The organism is Chryseobacterium sp. LAM-KRS1 (genome assembly GCF_013184525.1).
Classification (GTDB): domain Bacteria; phylum Bacteroidota; class Bacteroidia; order Flavobacteriales; family Weeksellaceae; genus Chryseobacterium; species Chryseobacterium proteolyticum.
In genome coordinates, this window is sequence record NZ_JAAOIZ010000002.1 from 692,188 (window position 1) to 711,107 (window position 18,920).

21 protein-coding genes are annotated in these 18,920 nt (G+C 35.2%); 7 read left to right on the forward strand and 14 right to left on the reverse strand.

What is annotated here, in order from left to right; all coding sequences use genetic code 11:
* Nucleotides 1-176: 176 nt before the first annotated feature.
* The 3 genes from G9C87_RS20870 (at nt 177) to G9C87_RS06980 (ending at nt 1,918) form a co-directional block, all read left to right on the forward strand.
* Complete coding sequence (locus G9C87_RS20870; RefSeq protein WP_262888814.1) at nt 177-275, forward strand: DUF6526 family protein; 99 nt, start codon at nt 177-179, stop codon at nt 273-275.
* A 46-nt stretch (nt 276-321) separates the two neighbouring features.
* Nucleotides 322-612 carry a DUF6526 family protein gene (locus G9C87_RS06975; protein ID WP_410499036.1) on the forward strand — a complete coding sequence of 97 codons (291 nt, stop codon included), beginning with the start codon at nt 322-324 and terminating at the stop codon, nt 610-612.
* Between the two features lie 202 nt (nt 613-814).
* A complete protein-coding gene (locus G9C87_RS06980; protein WP_172279495.1) occupies nt 815-1,918 on the forward strand; it encodes a DNA topoisomerase IB in 1,104 nt (367 codons plus the stop codon).
* Between the two features lie 4 nt (nt 1,919-1,922).
* On the opposite strand, the gene G9C87_RS06985 is transcribed toward G9C87_RS06980, so the two are convergent.
* Nucleotides 1,923-2,408, reverse strand: coding sequence for a hypothetical protein (locus tag G9C87_RS06985; protein ID WP_172279496.1), 486 nt, complete (start codon nt 2,406-2,408; stop codon nt 1,923-1,925).
* Nucleotides 2,409-2,751: 343 nt separating this feature from the next.
* On the opposite strand from G9C87_RS06985, the gene pruA reads away from it, so the two are divergent.
* Nucleotides 2,752-4,377, forward strand: coding sequence for an L-glutamate gamma-semialdehyde dehydrogenase (gene pruA, locus G9C87_RS06990; RefSeq protein ID WP_172279497.1), 1,626 nt, complete (start codon nt 2,752-2,754; stop codon nt 4,375-4,377).
* A 73-nt stretch (nt 4,378-4,450) separates the two neighbouring features.
* Here the strand turns inward: pruA and G9C87_RS06995 are convergent, their stop codons facing one another.
* The 10 genes from G9C87_RS06995 to G9C87_RS07040 all read right to left on the reverse strand — a co-directional run bounded on the left by G9C87_RS06995 (nt 4,451) and on the right by G9C87_RS07040 (nt 14,313).
* Nucleotides 4,451-5,509, reverse strand: coding sequence for a diphosphomevalonate/mevalonate 3,5-bisphosphate decarboxylase family protein (locus tag G9C87_RS06995; RefSeq protein WP_172279498.1), 1,059 nt, complete (start codon nt 5,507-5,509; stop codon nt 4,451-4,453).
* A gap of 94 nt (nt 5,510-5,603) precedes the next feature.
* Nucleotides 5,604-7,367, reverse strand: a complete 1,764-nt coding sequence (locus G9C87_RS07000) for an AMP-dependent synthetase/ligase (RefSeq protein ID WP_172279499.1) — start codon at nt 7,365-7,367, stop codon at nt 5,604-5,606.
* Nucleotides 7,368-8,381 (reverse strand): NAD-dependent epimerase/dehydratase family protein, encoded by a 1,014-nt coding sequence (locus tag G9C87_RS07005; protein ID WP_172279500.1) that lies wholly within the window; start codon nt 8,379-8,381, stop codon nt 7,368-7,370.
* A gap of 312 nt (nt 8,382-8,693) precedes the next feature.
* Nucleotides 8,694-9,701, reverse strand: coding sequence for an MvdC/MvdD family ATP grasp protein (locus G9C87_RS07010; protein WP_172279501.1), 1,008 nt, complete (start codon nt 9,699-9,701; stop codon nt 8,694-8,696).
* Entirely contained in the window at nt 9,694-10,650 is a 957-nt protein-coding gene (locus G9C87_RS07015) for an MvdC/MvdD family ATP grasp protein (RefSeq protein ID WP_172279502.1), read from the reverse strand. Before G9C87_RS07015 ends, G9C87_RS07010 begins: the two co-directional genes overlap by 8 nt.
* A gap of 90 nt (nt 10,651-10,740) precedes the next feature.
* Complete coding sequence (locus G9C87_RS07020; protein ID WP_172279503.1) at nt 10,741-10,944, reverse strand: microviridin/marinostatin family tricyclic proteinase inhibitor; 204 nt, start codon at nt 10,942-10,944, stop codon at nt 10,741-10,743.
* 75 nt (nt 10,945-11,019) lie between these two features.
* Nucleotides 11,020-11,271, reverse strand: coding sequence for a microviridin/marinostatin family tricyclic proteinase inhibitor (locus tag G9C87_RS07025; RefSeq protein ID WP_172279504.1), 252 nt, complete (start codon nt 11,269-11,271; stop codon nt 11,020-11,022).
* Nucleotides 11,272-11,384: 113 nt separating this feature from the next.
* Complete coding sequence (locus tag G9C87_RS07030; RefSeq protein ID WP_172279505.1) at nt 11,385-12,164, reverse strand: alpha/beta fold hydrolase; 780 nt, start codon at nt 12,162-12,164, stop codon at nt 11,385-11,387.
* 79 nt (nt 12,165-12,243) lie between these two features.
* Nucleotides 12,244-12,963: a pyridoxine 5'-phosphate synthase gene (locus tag G9C87_RS07035; protein ID WP_172279506.1), complete on the reverse strand. Its 720-nt coding sequence runs from the start codon at nt 12,961-12,963 to the stop codon at nt 12,244-12,246.
* Between the two features lie 87 nt (nt 12,964-13,050).
* Nucleotides 13,051-14,313 carry a mechanosensitive ion channel family protein gene (locus tag G9C87_RS07040; protein ID WP_172279507.1) on the reverse strand — a complete coding sequence of 421 codons (1,263 nt, stop codon included), beginning with the start codon at nt 14,311-14,313 and terminating at the stop codon, nt 13,051-13,053.
* Nucleotides 14,314-14,587: 274 nt separating this feature from the next.
* Between G9C87_RS07040 and G9C87_RS07045 the strand changes: the two genes are divergently transcribed.
* The 3 genes from G9C87_RS07045 to G9C87_RS07055 all read left to right on the forward strand — a co-directional run bounded on the left by G9C87_RS07045 (nt 14,588) and on the right by G9C87_RS07055 (nt 16,856).
* Nucleotides 14,588-15,775, forward strand: coding sequence for a carboxypeptidase-like regulatory domain-containing protein (locus G9C87_RS07045; protein WP_172279508.1), 1,188 nt, complete (start codon nt 14,588-14,590; stop codon nt 15,773-15,775).
* Between the two features lie 91 nt (nt 15,776-15,866).
* Nucleotides 15,867-16,358 carry a DUF456 domain-containing protein gene (locus G9C87_RS07050; protein ID WP_172279509.1) on the forward strand — a complete coding sequence of 164 codons (492 nt, stop codon included), beginning with the start codon at nt 15,867-15,869 and terminating at the stop codon, nt 16,356-16,358.
* 12 nt (nt 16,359-16,370) lie between these two features.
* Nucleotides 16,371-16,856, forward strand: coding sequence for a hypothetical protein (locus tag G9C87_RS07055; RefSeq protein ID WP_172279511.1), 486 nt, complete (start codon nt 16,371-16,373; stop codon nt 16,854-16,856).
* On the opposite strand, the gene G9C87_RS07060 is transcribed toward G9C87_RS07055, so the two are convergent.
* The 3 genes from G9C87_RS07060 to G9C87_RS07070 are packed head-to-tail and all read right to left on the reverse strand — an operon-like array spanning nt 16,843 to nt 18,904.
* Nucleotides 16,843-17,484, reverse strand: a complete 642-nt coding sequence (locus tag G9C87_RS07060; RefSeq protein ID WP_172279513.1) for a uracil-DNA glycosylase — start codon at nt 17,482-17,484, stop codon at nt 16,843-16,845. The genes G9C87_RS07055 and G9C87_RS07060 overlap by 14 nt on opposite strands.
* 21 nt (nt 17,485-17,505) lie before the next feature.
* Entirely contained in the window at nt 17,506-18,333 is an 828-nt protein-coding gene (locus G9C87_RS07065) for a T9SS type A sorting domain-containing protein (RefSeq protein ID WP_172279515.1), read from the reverse strand.
* A 37-nt stretch (nt 18,334-18,370) separates the two neighbouring features.
* The gene (locus G9C87_RS07070; protein WP_172279517.1) at nt 18,371-18,904 is read right to left on the reverse strand and encodes a GNAT family N-acetyltransferase; all 534 of its coding nucleotides are present in this window, start codon (nt 18,902-18,904) and stop codon (nt 18,371-18,373) included.
* Nucleotides 18,905-18,920: the final 16 nt, after the last annotated feature.

The window sequence follows — 18,920 nt, forward strand, 5'->3', positions numbered from 1 at the left end:
GTCCCGTCTACATCTGAATGATTCACAGCTAAAAAAATTTATGTAAGAAAAAAAGAATTTAATGAATACATAAAAAATAAATCATTTAAGCCAAAAACAAATACTTTAAAGCATGAAAACAACAATTATTATTAAAAATATTCTATTTTGGAAAGATTCTTGCTACATCATATCCTATGGGAAAGCAGAATTATAAAAACCACAGAAAATTTTATCCTCCACATCACTTCATTTATCTTCCTCTGCTGTTTATAGGAATGCGTAGGAATTTATAATATCTGGAATGATGGTGAGAACAAACTTACCTGGATCCTATTTTCTATAGTCATTTTTCTGATTCTCTATTTAGCCATTATGCTGCGGCAGCACTATGCACTCGGCAATCAAAACCGTATTGTAAGACTTGAATTCAGACAACGGTACTTTGAAATTTTTAATAAAAGATCCGATGAGGCTTATGAAAAATTAAGTTTCGACCAGATCGCCGCTTTGAGGTTCGCTGATGACGATGAATTTAAAGAGCTTTTGTATAAGGCTCTGAATGAAAATATTTCCGGAGATCAGATCAAGAAGTCTATCAAAAACTGGAGACCTGATCACCATAGAATTTAAATCAAACACTAAAAAAAACAATATGAAAAAATTACCCTTATACAGTATTGCAATATTCAGTTTATTGTTACTAACAAGTTGTGAAGCCGTCGAGACTATCTTTAAGGCTGGAATGTGGTGGGGAATTTTGCTCGTTGTAGCGGTTGTCGTTATTCTATTATTAATTTTTTCGAAGGGTAAAAACTCTTAACCATGCTTTATTATGGATAATGACGACTTTGAATTGATCTCCCACCTTAAACCTTCTAAGATTGTTAAGATCATGAAAGATCCGGTGGCTTCTGCAAAGGCAGTAAATCTTATTTACACCTCCGATACAGAAACCGCCGGAATTATTCGTAAAAGAAGGGGAAAAAAGTATTCGTACTTTAAAGACGGTGAACGCATTAAAGACAAAGATGAGATCACCAGGATCAATAAACTGGTAATTCCTCCTGCATGGGAAAATGTTTGGATCTGTGCCCTGGACAATGGACATCTGCAGGCTACAGGATTTGATATTAAGAAACGAAAACAGTATAAATACCATTCTTTATGGAGTGCCTTAAGGAACCACACCAAATTTTACAGGATGCTTCAGTTTGGATATGCCTTACCTGAAATCCGCCTGCATGTGGAAAAAGATCTGGCTCTGAGAAATTTTGAAAAAAGAAAAATCCTGGCTCTGATCGTAAGCCTTATGCAACGTACAAATATCAGGATTGGTAATAACGCGTATGAGAAACTATATGGCTCATTCGGTTTAACCACCTTAAAAGATAAACACGTAAAGATCAACGGGCAGAAAATGACCTTTTCTTTCAAAGGAAAAAAAGGGGTAATGCACAATGTCGATCTGAAAAGTAAAAGGCTGGCAAGACTTGTTCAGAAATGTAAAGATATTCCGGGGAAAGAGCTTTTCCAGTATTATGATGATGAGGGCAACAGACATTCCATTGATTCCGGAATGGTGAATGATTATATTAAAGAGATCAGCGGCGAAGATTTTACGGCTAAGGACTTCAGAACCTGGTCGGGGACCGTCAGTGCTTTAATCGCATTCAAAGAAATCGGCTATGCGGAAAGCAATACGGAATACAAAAGAAAAGTAAAGGAGGCATTGGATATTGTAGCTTCACACCTGGGCAACACCAGCACGGTGTGCAGAAAATACTATGTTCATCCGCTGGTGATCAACCTTTACGAAAATAATACGATTAAAAAATACCTTGACGAGCTGGAAGACATTGAAGTAAATGATGGCAAGGCGGATTTAACACAAGAAGAAAAATTAGTGCTGAAAATTCTTGAGAACGAAAAAATGTAATCCGCTACTGAGAAACAGAAGTACTCGGCGGATAATCATACTCTTTAATTTCAATAACAGACTCTTTTTCATCATATAGAACATCCAGATTACTTTCTAAGAAGGTGATCAGGCTTTCCATGCATTTTTGATTTGTTTGGGAATTTACTACAAACGGGCGATGACCAAAGGTGACTGCAATCTCTTCAGTTTTCCTGAGAATCTGATAAGTCCCTTTTACGATACTTTTACAGTCTTTCTGATTGATATTCATTTGGAAATTCTTAGCATCAACAAAGTATAAAACATCAGGCTTCATCTTATCTTTATCCAACAGGATGTGAGAATTATCAAGATCCTTTAAATTAAAATTCCATTTTGACTTTTTAAGAACATTATTCAGAAGTTCGTCTGTTGAAGATGAACTGCCAGACTGTTTTACATTTTTCTTGGTATGCTGAGCAAAAACAACCTGGGAAAAGCATAAAACGATAAAGAATATTATTTTCATAAGTTACTGCCTTAAAACACATTAAATATACTTATTCTTTCTCTTATACGGGTTTATCTTTTTGTAAAAACTCAATTCGATCATAGGATTCTGCATTATTTCAAACTGGTATAAGCCGTGTCCGGGCAATATTAATTAATATTCAAATGAGATACAAATCCTTCCCTCATTATAAAATCGAAACAAAAACCCCATAAAACGATTTATTTTCGTTGGTAAAATATCGCATTTATTATAGAGTATATGAATGTAAAGGATAATTTATAAAAACTATGGTTTATTTTTTCTTTGTCTGAATTATCGTAAATTTGTAGTACAGACTTAATTAAAACAATTAAAATATATGTCAAAAGCAATTTCGCAAGTTCCACTTGCAGTAAATGAGCCTGTAAACTCTTATGTACCAGGTTCAGCTGAAGTAAAAAGCCTTATTGCCACATACAAAAAAATGTGGGCTGAAAAGATAGAAATCCCAATGGTCATCAATGGAAAGGAAGTAAAAACTGACGAGAAAGTTCAGCTTCAGTCTCCACAGGATCATGCTCACGATTTTGGATTTTACTACAAAGGAACAATGCAACATGTGGATGATGCGATCAATGCTGCATTAGCTGCAAAAAAAGAATGGAACGAGCTTGGATGGGAGCAGCGTGCTGCAATCTTCTTAAAGGCTGCTGATCTGTTGGCAGGACCATACAGAGACGTGATCAATGCAGCAACCATGATCGGACAATCTAAAAATGTACATCAGGCTGAAATTGACTCAGCTTGTGAATTCATAGATTTCTTAAGATTCAATGTTGAATTTATGACGGAAATGTATTCTGAGCAGCCTATCTCTGACAGTGGGATCTGGAACCGTGTAGAGTACAGACCATTAGAAGGATTCTGCTTTGCAGTAACTCCGTTCAACTTTACTGCAATCTCAGGAAACCTTCCTACTTGTATGGCTATGCTTGGAAACGTAGTGGTTTGGAAACCTTCAGATAAGCAGGTGTATTCTGCAAAAGTAATCATGGATGTATTAACGGAGGCAGGTCTTCCTGCAGGGGTAATCAACATGATCTTTACAGACGGTAAGGAAACTGCTGAAAAAGTATTGGCACACCGTGATTTTGCAGGACTTCATTTTACAGGTTCTACAAAAGTTTTCCAGGGAATGTGGAAAATGATCGGAGATAATATCCATAACTACAGAACCTATCCAAGAATCGTTGGAGAAACTGGAGGTAAAGACTTTGTTATCGCTCACCCATCTGCTAACGTTGAAGCAGTAGCTACAGCTTTAGTAAGAGGAGCTTTCGAATATCAGGGACAGAAATGTTCTGCGGCTTCAAGAGCATATATTCCAAAATCTCTTTGGGCAGATGTAAAAAAAGTAATGGAAGCTCAGATGAGCACAATTAAGATCGGTTCTCCTGAAGATCCTTCAAACTTTGTCAATGCTGTTATCGATAAAAATTCTTTCGAAAAATGTAAAGGATACATCGAGAGAGCTCAAAACTCTAATGAAGCCAATGTAGTGATCGGAGGAAAATGTGATGATTCAAAAGGATGGTTTGTAAATCCAACCGTTATTGAAACTACAAATCCTCAATACGAAAGTATGGTTGAAGAAATCTTTGGCCCTATCTTAAGTATCTATGTTTACGAAGATAAAGACTGGAAAGAAACTTTACAGCTGGTGGATTCTTCATCTCCATATTCATTAACAGGTTCTGTTTTTGCTCAAGACCGTTATGCGGTAAATGAAGCTTTCAAAGCTTTAGAAAATGCTTCAGGTAACTTCTACATCAATGATAAACCAACAGGAGCTGTAGTAGGACAACAGCCTTTCGGAGGAGGTAGAGCTTCAGGAACCAATGATAAAGCAGGTTCTAAAATGAATCTTCTGAGATGGACTTCCGTAAGAAGTATCAAAGAAACTTTTGTTTCTCCTAAAGATTACAAATATCCATATTTAGGATAAAAAAATGAGTAATCATTAATATATAAAAAATGCCCGAAAGTTTTACTTCCGGGCATTTTTTGTATGATATATTTTAAAACTTCATCACATCTTTTACCACTCCGTTCTTTTGGGTATGTGGCAATAGTTCAGATTCAATAAAGGTCTTGATCTTTTCTTCAGCACCATTATTCGGAAATAACAGATGAACATTTGCTCCTGCGTCCAAAGTAAAAAATAAAGGTAACCCCGTCTCCTTTCTGAAATCCCATATTTTATTGATGACTTCCAGAGTTCCTGTTTTCATCAAGATAAATGCAGGATCGCTCATCATCATCATTGCATGAAGGGTAAGGGCCTCATGTTCAACCAATGTAATAAACCTTTCCATATCCCCGTTTTTAAGAATCTCTCTCATCGGAATAAAGTTTTCTCTTGCTTCCTGAAATCTTCTTTCTGCATAAGGATTTGTATTCATCAAACCATGACCTACTGTAGAAGAAACACTTTTCTGTCCTTCATGGATCAGCAGAACCCAGTCATTAAAATCTTTGAAAATAGCATGAATATCTTCATCCGGGTATCGGACTGCAAACAAATCGGAACTTCCCTCAACCACATCAGAACTTCCCCATACGACCAATCCGTTATACAGACTTCTGCATGCACTTCCACTTCCAATTCTGGCCAGAAATGACGCTTTGCTTAAAGATTCTTCTTCCGATCCTTTCCCCGAAAAAAGCTCATCGAGCGCCATAAGACATTTTGCAATGGCTCCAAAACCCGAAGCCGAGCTTGCAATCCCTGAACTGTGCGGAAAAGTATTTTCTGTTTTAATAATATACTTTCCTTTTAAAATCCAAGGTAAGTACTGTTCTATATTTTTAAAATATTTTTCTATTTTTTCTCCAAATTTTACCTCTTCATTTCCTGACAGAAAAGTTTGAACTGAAAAGGGCTGATCCGCTAAGAACTCTAATATTGTATTTGTTTTACAATGGTTAAGGGTATAGCTGATACTTGGGTTGGCTGGAATCTGATCTGCATATTTCCCCCAATATTTAATCAAAGCAATATTTGACGGACAGCTTTCCGAAACCGTTTGTGAAGTAACTGTATAATTTTCTTTTCCTAGAAATTCCTGTGTTGTCATAATTTAATTCAAAATGATGAAGCTTGATTTATTCCCTACGAAAAAGTTCTAAGATCAATTTGAGTATTAAAACTTCATAGGATCAAAATTTCATCTAGTACATTTTTTCAATAATATCCTCGTATTTCTTTAAAACCACATTCCTTTTAATTTTCAATGTCGGAGTAATTTCACCGGTATTGATATCGAATTCAGACGGCATTAAAGTAAACTTTTTCACTTTCTCAAAGTCCGCAAACGGCTCCTGTAATTCTTTAATTTTATCTTTATAGAGACTGATAATTTCTTCTCTTTTTACAATGTCCTCCCAGCTGGTAAAAGGAATATTGTTTTTCTTGATATAATCTTCCAAAAATTCGAAGTTTGGAACAATTAAAGCGGAGACAAACTGTCTTCCCTCAGCAATTAATATAATCTGCTGGATGTAATTGTTATTGGTCAGAAGATTTTCAATTTGCTGCGGGGCAATATATTTTCCGTTTGAGGTTTTCATCAGATCCTTGATTCTGTCGGTAATGATCAGATTTCCTTTATCATCAATCTTTCCGGCATCTCCTGTTTTGAACCATCCATCTGATGTAAATACAGCTCTGGTTTCATCCGGTTTATTGTAATACCCTTTCATAATTCCGTTTCCTGTTGCCTGGATCTCATCATTTTCCCCAATACGGATCTGAACACCTGGTAAAGGTCTTCCGCTTGTTGCGTGCTCAAAATGCGTTAAAGGAAACAGCGTCAGAGTAGCAGTCGTTTCAGTAAGCCCGTAACCAACCGTTACATGAATTCCTACAGACTCAAAAAAGCGTGTTACTTCCGGAGAAAGCGAGGCTCCTCCACAAGGTAAAAACCATAGTCTGCCACCCATCTTCTCTTTGATTTTACTAAAAACAAGCATATTGGCAATAGATTCTTTTATTTTAAGTCCTAATGGTGCAGGCTGATCATTTCTCCTTAATTCGGCAGTCTGCTTACCGGTTTCCAAAGCCCAGTTAAAGATCTTTTTCTTTAGTGAAGAGCTTTCTGTCACCATATCATTCACTCCCGCATAGATCTTCTGAAAAAACCTTGGGACCGCACACATCATAGTCGGCTTTACTTCAATCAAGGCTTTTGCTATATTTTTCGGATCCTCCAGAAAATATACTCTGGCGCCACCATATAATGAGAGTAAGCTCCAGCTTCTTTCAAAAACATGACTCAACGGCAAAAAGGCTAATGACAATTCCTCTTCAAAGTTTTTAAACCTGAAAAACTCAAAATGGGCATCAAAAGCTTTTATAAAATTCCCGTGGGTAAGCATAACTCCTTTGGGCGTTCCCGTTGTTCCCGAAGTGTAGATAAGTGTGGCAACATCTTCATATTCTTTTTTACAGAACTCCAGCTTTGCAACAGCTTTCGCAATAAAATCTTCCAGATAAGAGGCATCTTCTTTTTTAATCCACACTGACTTTTTAGAAACTACAATACTCTGAAGGCTACTGCTCTCTTTGTTTAGAAGTTCAAAACATGCATCATATTGAGCCTGATTCCCTACTAAAACAATTTTAGACTGAGAATCATTGATGATGTATTCTGCCTGCTCAGCATTATTGGTAGAATAAATAGGAACTGTAACAGCTCCGATCGACAGGGAGGCAAGATCAAAGACCATCCATTCTGCAGAATTATCGGAATAAATAGCGACCCTGTCACCCTCCTGAATTCCCACCTCTTTGAGTGCATTTGCTGTTTTAAAGATCATCTCACTGAATTTCTTCCAGCTCAACTCTTTCCAAACCTCTTTCGTTTTAAAACCAATCGCTGACTTTAACGGGTGCTTTTCTATATTTTTACTGATAATAGCCTCTGCAAGATTCATTTATTTATTCCCCTTTTTGTCGTTAATATAATTATTGAGATGAAAATCAATACTTTCCTCAATAGGAATGAACTGATAATTCAGCTTTTGCTTAATTTTTTCGTTGGAAATGGTATTAAAGGATGTGATGGATTCAATATTAGATTTTGTAACCAGCTTTAATTGTGGAATCAGCCACCCAAAAAGGATATTGGCTATTCTTCCGGCATTAAGTTCTGCTTTAGACAATATTCTGGCATTTTTCAATCCCAGTTTTTTACGAATATAATTCCCTGTTTCGGCATATCGTTTATTCTCCGAGACCAGAATAAAGCGTTCTCCAAAAATATTATTTTCCATCAGCTCTACAGAAATCCGTGCAACATCCCGGACATCCACGTAAGACGATCCCCCGGAAAAGGTAAAATTATTTTTTTCAAAAGTCGAAAAAAGTTCACCACTGCTTTGGTTCCAGTTTCCACTTCCTATGATAATTGCTGGATTGATGATGATGGTTTTCAGGCCCTCGGCTGAAGCTCTCCATACTTCCATTTCAGATAAATGTTTTGAAATGGCATAGGCAGGATGGTCAACCTTTGGATTAAAATCAGATTCTTCGTCAAGTTCCCCTTTTTCATTATAACCGTCCAAAACAGCCACAGAACTCACATGAAGAAATTTAGTAACAGACGAACCTTCACAAGCAAATAAAAGATTTTCTGTACCCTTGATATTCGTATGGTACATTTCTTTCTCATCTTGTGGATGAAAGCTTACTTTTGCAGCACAATGATACACTTCTTCTACGCCTTTCAGGGCATCTTCTAAAGAGTTCATGTCATCAAAATCTACATCTACCCATTCAATTTTATTAAAAAAATCATCAGAGTTTTCTGTATAAAACTGATATGAATGCTTTACTTCGTTTAAATTACTTGTTCTCCTTTTGGCAGCGCGTACTTTTTTTCCTTTTTTTAAAAGTTCCAAAATAATTACACGACCCAAAATTCCGGTTGCTCCCGTTACAAAAACCATCAATTATATTCCTACTTGGTTGTTGACTAAATTATAATAATATTTTTGATTCAGCAATTCTTCAATGTATTGAAAAATCATGTAAAATCATATAATGCAAATTTGCGATTTTTAAAGGACAATTTTACTTTAGTTTGTTATTTAATTACACTCAAACATTATAAGGTTATTGAAAAATACTCTTTTTCAGGTTTTGGCTAAAGCCAATTGTTTGATTAAAATGATAAAAACGGGCTAAAGCCCGTTTTTATATATTGAATTAACATGTGATGACAAATTGATAAATAGTGATTACATTAGTAATCACATATTCTAAGCTAAGACCATATTATTTCTTCGTGGTGCTTTATCACATAAAACATCAGCAATGCTCTTCGAAATAAGATTTTCTTCTGTAAGATTATCCAGCCAGAAAAATTCTCCGGCACCATTAATTTCAATAAAATAATATTCATCTTCAGGAGAAACAATGATATCCATTGCTCCATAATCAACATTATATACATCCAGAAGCTCTAAAACTTTAGCTTCAATATCTTTGGGGAGATCTGTTCTTACCCATTTATCGATCAGGTTTACACCATCCTTTCTCCAGTCTACTTTTGCATCTTCAAACTGTTGCGAATCAATTTCGAACGCATATACATCCTGCCCTACTGCGGTTACTCTTAGCTCTCTTTTCTTTTCAATTTTCTTTTGGAATTGCATAGGGCAATACAACAGCGAATCCAGATCATCCAACTTGTCCTCTTTAATCACGTTGGTAAATACAACACTTTCTACCCCATCTTCATAAATAGCAAAACCCGATTGCATCTTTCCGATAACATTCTGATGTTTCAGGATAAAATTTCTGGCTTCTTCAGGATTATTGGTAATACAGGTTTCCGGAATTTTAAATCCTATCTTATCCGCAATTTTTAACTGCTCCTCTTTACTGTCTAATCTTCTGTAAACACTTGGCTTACCCAGAGCATACACATCTATGGATTCTAAAAATCCAAAAAGGGTTGTTCGTATTTCACCCATCGCAGCACCATAGAATTTGGCATCTAGCTCTTCCTTTAGTCCATCTCCCATATTGTAAGCTCTTCTGTACCACACCGCAGCAATATCATCTAAACGATGTTTAGCATCCGGAGTTTCGAGAATACTGATCCATTTTCCATCTTGGAAAGTAGTCGACAGTTTATTTTGTAAAGGATATAAATCGACATCAAAGCGGATGACCTCAAAATTATTTTTAATAATATACTCCGTTACTTTTTGTATTGAAAAATTGTCCCCGGTATGGGTGATGATTAAAATTTTGTTATTCATTGGTTTTCATTCTTTTGATAAGGTTATCGGCAATTCTTTCCGCAATGGGAAAGTTAAGTTCTTTCTGTAACATTCCCCACTCTCCTTGTGGATTAACTTCAAGAAAATAGTAATTTTCATCTCTTCCTTTGATCATATCGATCGCTCCCATGTAGAGCCCCATTTCTTTCATCATTGAGGTAAGAGAAGACTTAATATTTTCCGGCAATTCGTAAGCTGACCATGTATAATTTCCCTGATTAACACGCCAATCGGCATGTTCACTATTATTAATTTTACCCGTAAAAAACTCACCATCAACGTACATGATCCTTAGTTCATATTCTTTTTCTATATACGGCTGAAAAATCATAGGACAATACGCAATATCTGCCATTGATTCTAAATTATCTTCTCTTATAATCGTTGTGGAGAGCATATTTTCACCTCCCATAGATTTGGCAATAACTCCATGCAGCTTTGCCACAGCTTTTCCATTACAATATGTATGAAAGAAGGCTGTAATCTCTTCTTCATCGTTTGAGAAAAGTGTTTTCGGTATTGTTAATTTATTTTTTTTAGCAATTTTCAGTTGATATAATTTGTTTCCATCCGTTTTCTTTTCAGCTTCAAAAGGATTGATCCAGGGAACATCTTCAAGAGCCGTGTAGAGATTATAACGAAGATTTCCATATTCATTGATGAAAATTTTCACATAGTCATCATCAAGCTCTTCAGGAATACTGATACGCCATCCTTTTCTATGCCACACTGCCTTGATATCGCTGGAGCGGAACGTATTTCCAAACTCGTCAGTCAATTCAAACGAATGGTCAGTAATACTAATTTTCTGAAGGTAATTCAGGTGGTCCGAATTTAGCCTGAAGTAGGGAATATTTTTAGAAGTAAGATATTCAAAGAAAATATCTATAGTATAAAAGTCATTGGAGTGCGTGATACAAAGAATCATTTTTTGTTTTTTATTAAAAAAGGAAACTTAGAGTGTAAGTTTCCTTTCTTATGATTGTTAGTATGTTTTATTTTTCTTTAAAACAATTCACTATAATGGCACTGTTGGTGCATCATCATCTCCATCTGATGGATATTTCAATGTATGAGCCATATCCAAAGTTGGTTTAGTAACAACATCTCTTTCAGGAATTGTGATATCTGGCCCACCTCCTGTTACAGATTGAGGATCTTTCAGTTGTTTTTCAAGGAATGCTGCGAAAAATGGTTTTTTCTTTGAACTCTTGTTTTTCATAATGCTTTAATTTGGTTTAACTTAGTATTTTGTTGAAATTATTATAAATGATCGATTGATATAAATGGATCTGATCTATAATTCTATATGATCTAAAGGTCCACCTTCATCACTATCAGAAGGATATTTCAAGGTTACATTATCATTTCTTACCGTAGTAACATTGTCAACCAAAACGGAAGTGATATTATCCTTGGAAGGAATCGTAATATTGTCTGAATTAGGTGAAGTAATAACTTCCCCACCTCCGGTTACTTTCTCAGGCTCTTGAATTTGCTTCTCCAAAAAAGAAGCAAAGAATGGTTTTTTTAGTTTTTTTGGTTTCATAAGTAAATATTTTTAACTTTTTTGATAAATCTAAAGTACAAAATTTCCCTTATGCAAAAAAATATATCACTCTTTTAAGAAAATTTTAACAATACAACAAACAGAGAATCAAATCAATCCAAACCCAAAAAATTCTTCACTACATGACTAAACTCTGCAGGGCTGTCAGCCTGTACCCAATGAGCTGCATTTTTAACAACGACAATTTTAGCCTTAGGAAACTGTTGTTTAATGGCAAATTCATCCTGTGGGAGAATATAATTGGATTTTTCCCCGGAAATAAATAAAGTTTCCCCCTCAAACACTCCAAATTTTATTGCATTGGATACAAACTCATTATACTTTTCGGATAAGGTCTTAAGGTTAAACCTCCAGTTTAGTTTTTTGTTATCATCCCAATATAAGTTCTTTGTTAAAAACTGAATGGTCGATTTCTCAGGAATATACTGACTAAGAACTGCTTCCACCTCATTTCTCGAGCCTACATTATTGAAATCCACCGTTTCCAATGCTTTAATAATTCCCTGATGGTGTGGAGGATATGCTTTTGGAGAAATGTCAACTACAATAAGCTTTTCTACCTTTTCCGGATACCTTATCGCAAATTGCATTACTGCTTTTCCGCCTAAAGAATGTCCCAGAACATGAGCTTTCTCTATTCCGTAATGATCCATATAATGCGCAATATCATCAGCCAGATCATCATGTGACATACTCTCCGAATGAAAACTTCTTCCATGATTTCTGAGGTCCAGTAAATGAACAGGAAGATATTCCCCTAAATCTTTTCCAAAGCTTCCCCAGTTGTCAAGCATTCCGAACAATCCGTGAAAGACCAATAAAGGAGTAGACGATTTATCCTCGCCAAATATTTTTGAATGTAAAATTTCCATAATTTTTATATTAGATATTAGGTGGTAATTGCAATGTGAAATGATGAATATTCTATTAATTCCCAAAACACAGGAAATCTTACCACTTAGCCAATCTCTTCAAATAAGCCTGAATCGTATTTTCCATACCCATATACAAAGCTTCCGAAACTAATGCATGTCCTATGGAAACTTCCAGCAAATTTGGTATCGTATCCGCAAAGTATTTTAAATTATCAAGACTAAGATCATGCCCCGCGTTAACTCCCAGGCCGAATTCGCCGGCAGCTAAAGCCGTTTCAAGATATGGCTTTATTGCCTGTTCTTTATTCGCAACATAATCCTTTGCATAAGCTTCTGTATACAATTCTATCCTGTCAGTTCCGGTTTTTGCAGCGTATTCTACTAATCCAGGATTAGGATCAAGAAAGATTGAAGTACGGATTCCTGCATTTTTAAATTCAGCAATAACATCAGTAAGAAAATCTAAGTGTTTTTTTGTATCCCAGCCGGCATTTGAAGTAATAGCATCATCTGCGTCAGGAACCAATGTTACCTGCTCGGGTTTCACTTCAAGGACCATATCGATGAAGGCACGGTGTGGATTCCCTTCAATATTGAACTCCGTAGTTACCAAAGGTTTCAGATCATAAACATCTTTTCTGGTAATGTGTCTTTCATCAGGTCGAGGATGGATGGTAATTCCCTGTCCTCCGAATTCCTGAATTTTAATTGCAGCTTCTGTTACACTTGGCAATTCGCCTCCTCTTGCATTTCTTAAAGTTGCAATTTTATTAATGTTTACACTTAGTTTTGTCATTTTTATAAGTAGATATTAGAGCTTAGATCCTAGATATCAGATAAAATCCATTGAATATCCAACATGTAAGGTCTAATCTCTTATTTATTAAACTTTCACTGCAACCTGCATTACCTGCAGGTCAAATTCTTTTGAAGCAACCAACAGATGGTCAAAAATATCTGCCTGGATTTGTTCAAAACGCTCCCATTTGGAGTCGTTGGCAAAGCAGTATATTTCCAAGGGCAGCCCATGCGGAGTAATATCCAGCTGACGAACCATCACCACTCCTTTTTGATCAATATCCGGGTCATTTTCTATATATTTCTGAGCGTAATACCTGAAGACTCCGATATTGGTAAGTTGTCGTCCGTTCACAATTTTATCATTATGAGCCAATGATTCTTTTTCCTTTCTGATTTCTATACTTTTTCCTTCCAGGTATTCGGAGATGAGATTGATATCCTTTAGACGATTGATTTCTTCATCGTTTAAAAACTTAAAAGAATTAATATTAAAATAAATTGATTTTTTTATCCTTCGGGTATTCGATTCGGACATGATCTGAAGATTTTTGATCTCGGTAGTCAGCAGATCGTAAGTAGGAATCGTAGAAACCGTTTTATCAAAATTGGTGATTTTGGTCGTTAGAAGGCTGATATCTGCTATATTACCTTCGATATTGTATTTGGGAATACCAATCCAGTCTCCCACTTTCATGTTTTTAGAAGTGGCAACATGAAGCCCTGTTACAAATCCTAAAATAGTATCTCTGAAAACAAGTACAAGTACAGCAGTGATAGCCCCCAAACTTCCCAGAATTGTTCCTCCTTTGATTCCAAAAATCACACAAATACCAACTACAGTAAGAATAAAAATTCCAAATATCTTGACCGATTCTGAAATAGCATTTAAAGCCATTATCTTATAAAAATCCTGTTTGATAACAAAATAATTCCTCAATGCTGTTAATGCCCTGAATAACATCCCGGCAATAACAAAAATGATCGCTACACTAACAATTAACCCCAATAATTCAAAACTTTTCGGATGTCTCCAAAAGACTGATTTAAGAGCATATTCAGCAAAATTCAATGCACCTAGATGAACTATTGAGTTTGTAATTCTTGACTGATAGATTGATTTTAGAACAGGATATTTTTCTTTATCAAAAAAGAATTTGAATATTGTATTGACAAGAATTTTAAAAATAAAATCTATTACATAGACAAATCCTGCCAAAAATAAAAATTTAAGGATAATCTGACAGGTAAGTACCAAGTCATTGGGCACATTTGCGCTTACAAAATAATGGATCTGATCACTTATATCCTGTAAAAAGTCTTTGGTGTCTTGTAACTCGTCTTTCATTATCGCAAATTTATGAAATTTAAGGATCATTTTAATTAAAACCTATCCATCAATTTTTATCCCAAAATGGATTTCATTTTCATTTTTAATAAAATTTCAAAATCATTATTTTAAAAAATTATTAATTTACTTAAAACATCAATAAATAGGTAAAAAATTAATTAAAAAACATTATTTAAAATAAATAATACTCAAAATTTATTATATTATATTATTTTATATTTAATTATTTATTAAATTTGGTTCAAACTAACCCCATAAAAATCAATCAGATATGAGAAAACACTACTTATTTATTTTATTGTGTGTATTCACACTGTTTATCAACTGCTCCGGAGGAGATGATTCTGCAACACCTTCCGAAAACGTTGGACCAACTGCTATAAAGACAGGAAAACTTACCGGTAAAGTGATGTCACAAAATGGCACTAAACCTATTGGAGGTGCTTCAGTTTTTACATTTGACGATCAGTATAAAATTTATTATACCACTTCAGATGCCAACGGTAACTTTACATTGGATGCTCCGGCTGGAAATCGGACTATCCACATTCAGACGGGTAATGGTAGTAATTTCCGTACGGAAATTGCTGCAACTGTAAAAGATCATGAAACCTTAAATCTCGATGTCAGCCAAACCAAGCTCAATCAGGTTGCAAAAATAGCTTATGTAAAGGGAGCGTATGATAAAATTGAGGATATCATTCAGACTTTAGGCTATAATGCCACCGAAATTACTAATGCCGATCTTGCCAACTTAACTGCTATTGCACAATATGACATTATATTTCTCAACTGTGGTTCAAGAAATAATTACTCTTCAAATCCTGGACTCTATACTGTAATTGATGCTAATCTAGCCACTTTTGTTGCTAATGGTGGGAGTATCTATGCTTCGGATTGGGATGTTTCCTATCTGGTAGGTGGAACAAGCAATACGAGTAACTGTTCAATGACCGGAGGGTTTGTTCCTGATACCAAGTTATGTTCTAAAAACATCGGAAGCACAGGTACCCTGGATGCTACGGTAAACAATGCCGGACTTACAACGGCTTTAGGATTTAATACACTTAATATCAACTATGATTTAGGGGCATGGCAAAAAATAATTAATTACGACCCTGCTTACTGGGAAGTGTTGGTTAAAGAAACCTCATCAAATGATGCCCTGATGATCAGAACCAATCATTTCACTGCAACAGGCATTCCTACCACTCCAATAGGAAACGCTCCCAATTCAACATTTGTAACGGTTTGTATTACTTTACCAGGCAACATTCAGATCAGTATTTCAGTTCCTCAGGTACTGGTTCCTTATTTGGTAGCGTTAGGGGCCACAGTAGGGCCTTGCTCGGGATCTTCAACCAGTGGGTATATTTACTATACCACTTTCCATAATCATGCTTCAGGAAACATTGGCAACGCAGGTGTAATTCTGCAATATGTAATCTTAAACTTATAGAAAATTCTCAACTTATATGAAATTCTCAACTTATATGAAAAGGTGGCTTTTTTAAGGCCACTTTTTTTATATTGCATTATATTTTTAAAGAATGGATACTACATTAATTAATATTCTTTGTCTTATTTTACTTGTCCTGGGTATACTGGGCACCTTTCTCCCCGTTCTGCCTGGACTGCTACTCAGCCTTTGCGGATTGTTGATTTACAAATTCGGTACAGATGCAGATCTACCAATGTTGTATATCTGGGTTTTCGGGATTCTTACCGCAGCTTCTGCTGTTCTAAATTATGTGATCCCGGCCAGAACCAATAAAAAATATGGTGGCACAAAATGGGGAAGCATCGGTTCAGTAGTCGGAACTATTGCAGGTATGTTTATTCCCATCCCTTTAGGATTTCTGATCGGTATGTTTGCAGGAGTATTTATTGGAGAACTTCTTCACGACAGTAAGGACATGGATAAAGCCCTTAAATCTACAAAAGGAGCCTTTATTGGATTCATATACGGTACAGGATTCAGTTTTGTGGTAGGTGTGGCAATGTTTTTGGTAGTAATATTGAATATGCTTGATTATATTTAAAAAAGAAATACCATGATATACAAAACCATTGTACTCAGTTTAGGAATGCTTGTGCTTACCAATTGTAATGCACAAAAGGGGTCTAAGCCATCCGCAGCAACCAACACAAAAGAAAAAACAATGAATAAGGAAGGAGACATTATTTACTTCAATGAGGGAGAAAACAGATTCCTCAAAGAATATCAGATGAATGTTACTTTTACCAATATTTCCGAAGACAGCCGTTGTCCGGAAGGCGTTAATTGCATTTGGGCAGGTGTCGCGGTGGCCAATGTACTGGTTATGGGGACTACAACGAGACCTGTAACGTTAACATTAGCCACAATGGATAATCCGGGAAGAAACTATGTACAATCTGCAGAATTTAATGGATATACCATCTCATTAAAAGATGTTACCCCCTATCCGACTGCACAAGAAGGAACAAAAGGACTTCCGGGAAAATACAAAATTGGAATTACCATCAAAAAAACAGGCGAAAAAACTACCACGAAATAGGTTTCTTCCCTTTTGAGATAAGATATTCATTAATTTTTGAGAAAGGCTTGCTTCCAAAAAAACCCCTGTATACGGAAAAAGGTGAAGGATGCGCCGATTTCAAAATAAAGTGCTTGGCCGGATCAATAAGTTCGGCTTTTTTTTGTGCAAAAGCTCCCCAAAGCACAAAGACTACATTTTCTTTTTTATCTGAAATCTCCTTAATGATAAAGTCTGTAAATTTTTCCCATCCCAAATCTTTATGGGAATTGGGAGAATGAGCACGTACTGTTAATGTTGCATTTAGCAACAGTACTCCCTGTTTTCCCCAATCATCCAGCTCTTTAGAAGTCCTTACTACTCCAAGGTCATCTTTCAATTCAATAAAAATGTTCTTTAGAGAAGGCGGAGCCGCCACCTGCTCTGAAACAGAAAAGCACAATCCGTTAGCCTGGTAATCATTATGATAAGGGTCCTGGCCGATAATCACCACTTCAATATCATCAAAAGGTGTAATTTCCAGTGCCCTGAAAATTTGATTTTTCGGGGGAAATACTTTGGTGGTTGCGTATTCTTGTTTTACCTTCTCCCAAAGGTTTTTAAAATATTCGGTACTTTTTATAGGTGCTAAAACTTCTGTCCAGGTCATAATAGTATTTAAGAATAATATTTAATTTTTTATTATTTTTTCGTAAGAAACAGACCCATTATATATATACTTTAAAAAATAAATCCCTTGAGGTAATAATGATATATCTATTTTACTTTTTGATATCTTAATTTCCAACTTTCTTCCATTTAAATCAAACAATTCTACATTCCTGACATCCATATGTTTAAAAAATATGTCTCCTTTTGTAGGATTTGGATATATAATTGATTTTTCATGTAATACATCATTTATTGCTAACGTAGATACATTGCAATTTTTAATAATTGTGAGGGGCGTTTCAAAATTTGATGTTTGCCAAACATTATTAATTAGGGTACACAATCCGGTAGCGTCAGTCTTAGGACGTAAAAACTGATACACAACCTCATCATTCGGAGTTTTCAACGTATATCCAAACCAAACTTTATTTCCAACACTACTATCTACAGAATTAAAAGGTATAGGTATAGTAACTTTATAATAAGAGATTAAAATACCAGCAACCGATCCTGTTTCTCCTAAAAAGATAACTGATGTTGGAATTACATCCAGATTAGATATTAAATTTCCCGGAACTCCATTTTGGTCATTATAAAGATATATTTTAGCTTGATTTACCTGCTGTGGTTGCGCACTCATAGACATAACATAGATTTCAGCAGAATCGAAATTAACAGTTGTATTATCTTCAATAGCTAAATCTATAGCATGAATAGCTTGATTAGGATGTGTTAAATTTCCACCAGAACCTATTGGTGGGGGTGAAAATACATAATTACAAGAATTTGTATTTTGCGAAAACACAGAATTAGAATATAGAATAATAAAGAGTAATATTTTTTTCATGGTTGTATAGTTTGAACAAAAAATAAAATTTATTCTTTTAACATTTAATTATATATTGTGAATTGTTATCTTTCTTTAAGCTAAAAATAATTCCCTCAGGAAAGTCTTCATCTTTTTTATCCTGTTCTAAAACAAAATTATATTTTAAAAGCAAGGTTTTTGAACTATTATTATCTTGATGGGTAGTAGCTATAATCTCCTGCAAATTTAATTCATTAAAACCAAAATGTAAAACAGCATCCAATGCTTCAGACATAATTCCCTGTCTGTGGTAGTCCGGCAAGAGCTCATAGCCTACTTCTGCTATCTTTCTGTCTTCAGAAAAATTCCACAAACATATCGTTCCGATAAGGTTGGGTTGATCTTTATATGAAATACCCAGATATACAGTTTCGTTATTTTGGGTATTTCTTTTTATCGTTAAAATAAAATCCAGTGCATCATAATTCGTTTTTGGTGAATTACGCAAGATGTATCTGTTGATTTCTTCATTGCTACGGATCCTAAGAATGTCTTCAACATCGGTTTCTTCAATATTTCTTAAAATCAAACGATTGGTTTCTATTCTCATATTTCAAATGTACTAA

Coding starts and splice junctions, on each gene's coding strand:
- G9C87_RS20870 (WP_262888814.1), top strand. CDS start 177: ATGGGAAAGCAGAATTATAAAAACCACAGAAAATTTTATCCTCCACAT.
- G9C87_RS06980 (WP_172279495.1), top strand. CDS start 815: ATGGATAATGACGACTTTGAATTGATCTCCCACCTTAAACCTTCTAAG.
- G9C87_RS06985 (WP_172279496.1), bottom strand. CDS start 2,408: ATGAAAATAATATTCTTTATCGTTTTATGCTTTTCCCAGGTTGTTTTT.
- pruA (WP_172279497.1), top strand. CDS start 2,752: ATGTCAAAAGCAATTTCGCAAGTTCCACTTGCAGTAAATGAGCCTGTA.
- G9C87_RS06995 (WP_172279498.1), bottom strand. CDS start 5,509: ATGACAACACAGGAATTTCTAGGAAAAGAAAATTATACAGTTACTTCA.
- G9C87_RS07000 (WP_172279499.1), bottom strand. CDS start 7,367: ATGAATCTTGCAGAGGCTATTATCAGTAAAAATATAGAAAAGCACCCG.
- G9C87_RS07005 (WP_172279500.1), bottom strand. CDS start 8,381: ATGGTTTTTGTAACGGGAGCAACCGGAATTTTGGGTCGTGTAATTATT.
- G9C87_RS07010 (WP_172279501.1), bottom strand. CDS start 9,701: ATGAATAACAAAATTTTAATCATCACCCATACCGGGGACAATTTTTCA.
- G9C87_RS07015 (WP_172279502.1), bottom strand. CDS start 10,650: ATGATTCTTTGTATCACGCACTCCAATGACTTTTATACTATAGATATT.
- G9C87_RS07020 (WP_172279503.1), bottom strand. CDS start 10,944: ATGAAAAACAAGAGTTCAAAGAAAAAACCATTTTTCGCAGCATTCCTT.
- G9C87_RS07025 (WP_172279504.1), bottom strand. CDS start 11,271: ATGAAACCAAAAAAACTAAAAAAACCATTCTTTGCTTCTTTTTTGGAG.
- G9C87_RS07030 (WP_172279505.1), bottom strand. CDS start 12,164: ATGGAAATTTTACATTCAAAAATATTTGGCGAGGATAAATCGTCTACT.
- G9C87_RS07035 (WP_172279506.1), bottom strand. CDS start 12,963: ATGACAAAACTAAGTGTAAACATTAATAAAATTGCAACTTTAAGAAAT.
- G9C87_RS07040 (WP_172279507.1), bottom strand. CDS start 14,313: ATGAAAGACGAGTTACAAGACACCAAAGACTTTTTACAGGATATAAGT.
- G9C87_RS07045 (WP_172279508.1), top strand. CDS start 14,588: ATGAGAAAACACTACTTATTTATTTTATTGTGTGTATTCACACTGTTT.
- G9C87_RS07050 (WP_172279509.1), top strand. CDS start 15,867: ATGGATACTACATTAATTAATATTCTTTGTCTTATTTTACTTGTCCTG.
- G9C87_RS07055 (WP_172279511.1), top strand. CDS start 16,371: ATGATATACAAAACCATTGTACTCAGTTTAGGAATGCTTGTGCTTACC.
- G9C87_RS07060 (WP_172279513.1), bottom strand. CDS start 17,484: ATGACCTGGACAGAAGTTTTAGCACCTATAAAAAGTACCGAATATTTT.
- G9C87_RS07065 (WP_172279515.1), bottom strand. CDS start 18,333: ATGAAAAAAATATTACTCTTTATTATTCTATATTCTAATTCTGTGTTT.
- G9C87_RS07070 (WP_172279517.1), bottom strand. CDS start 18,904: ATGAGAATAGAAACCAATCGTTTGATTTTAAGAAATATTGAAGAAACC.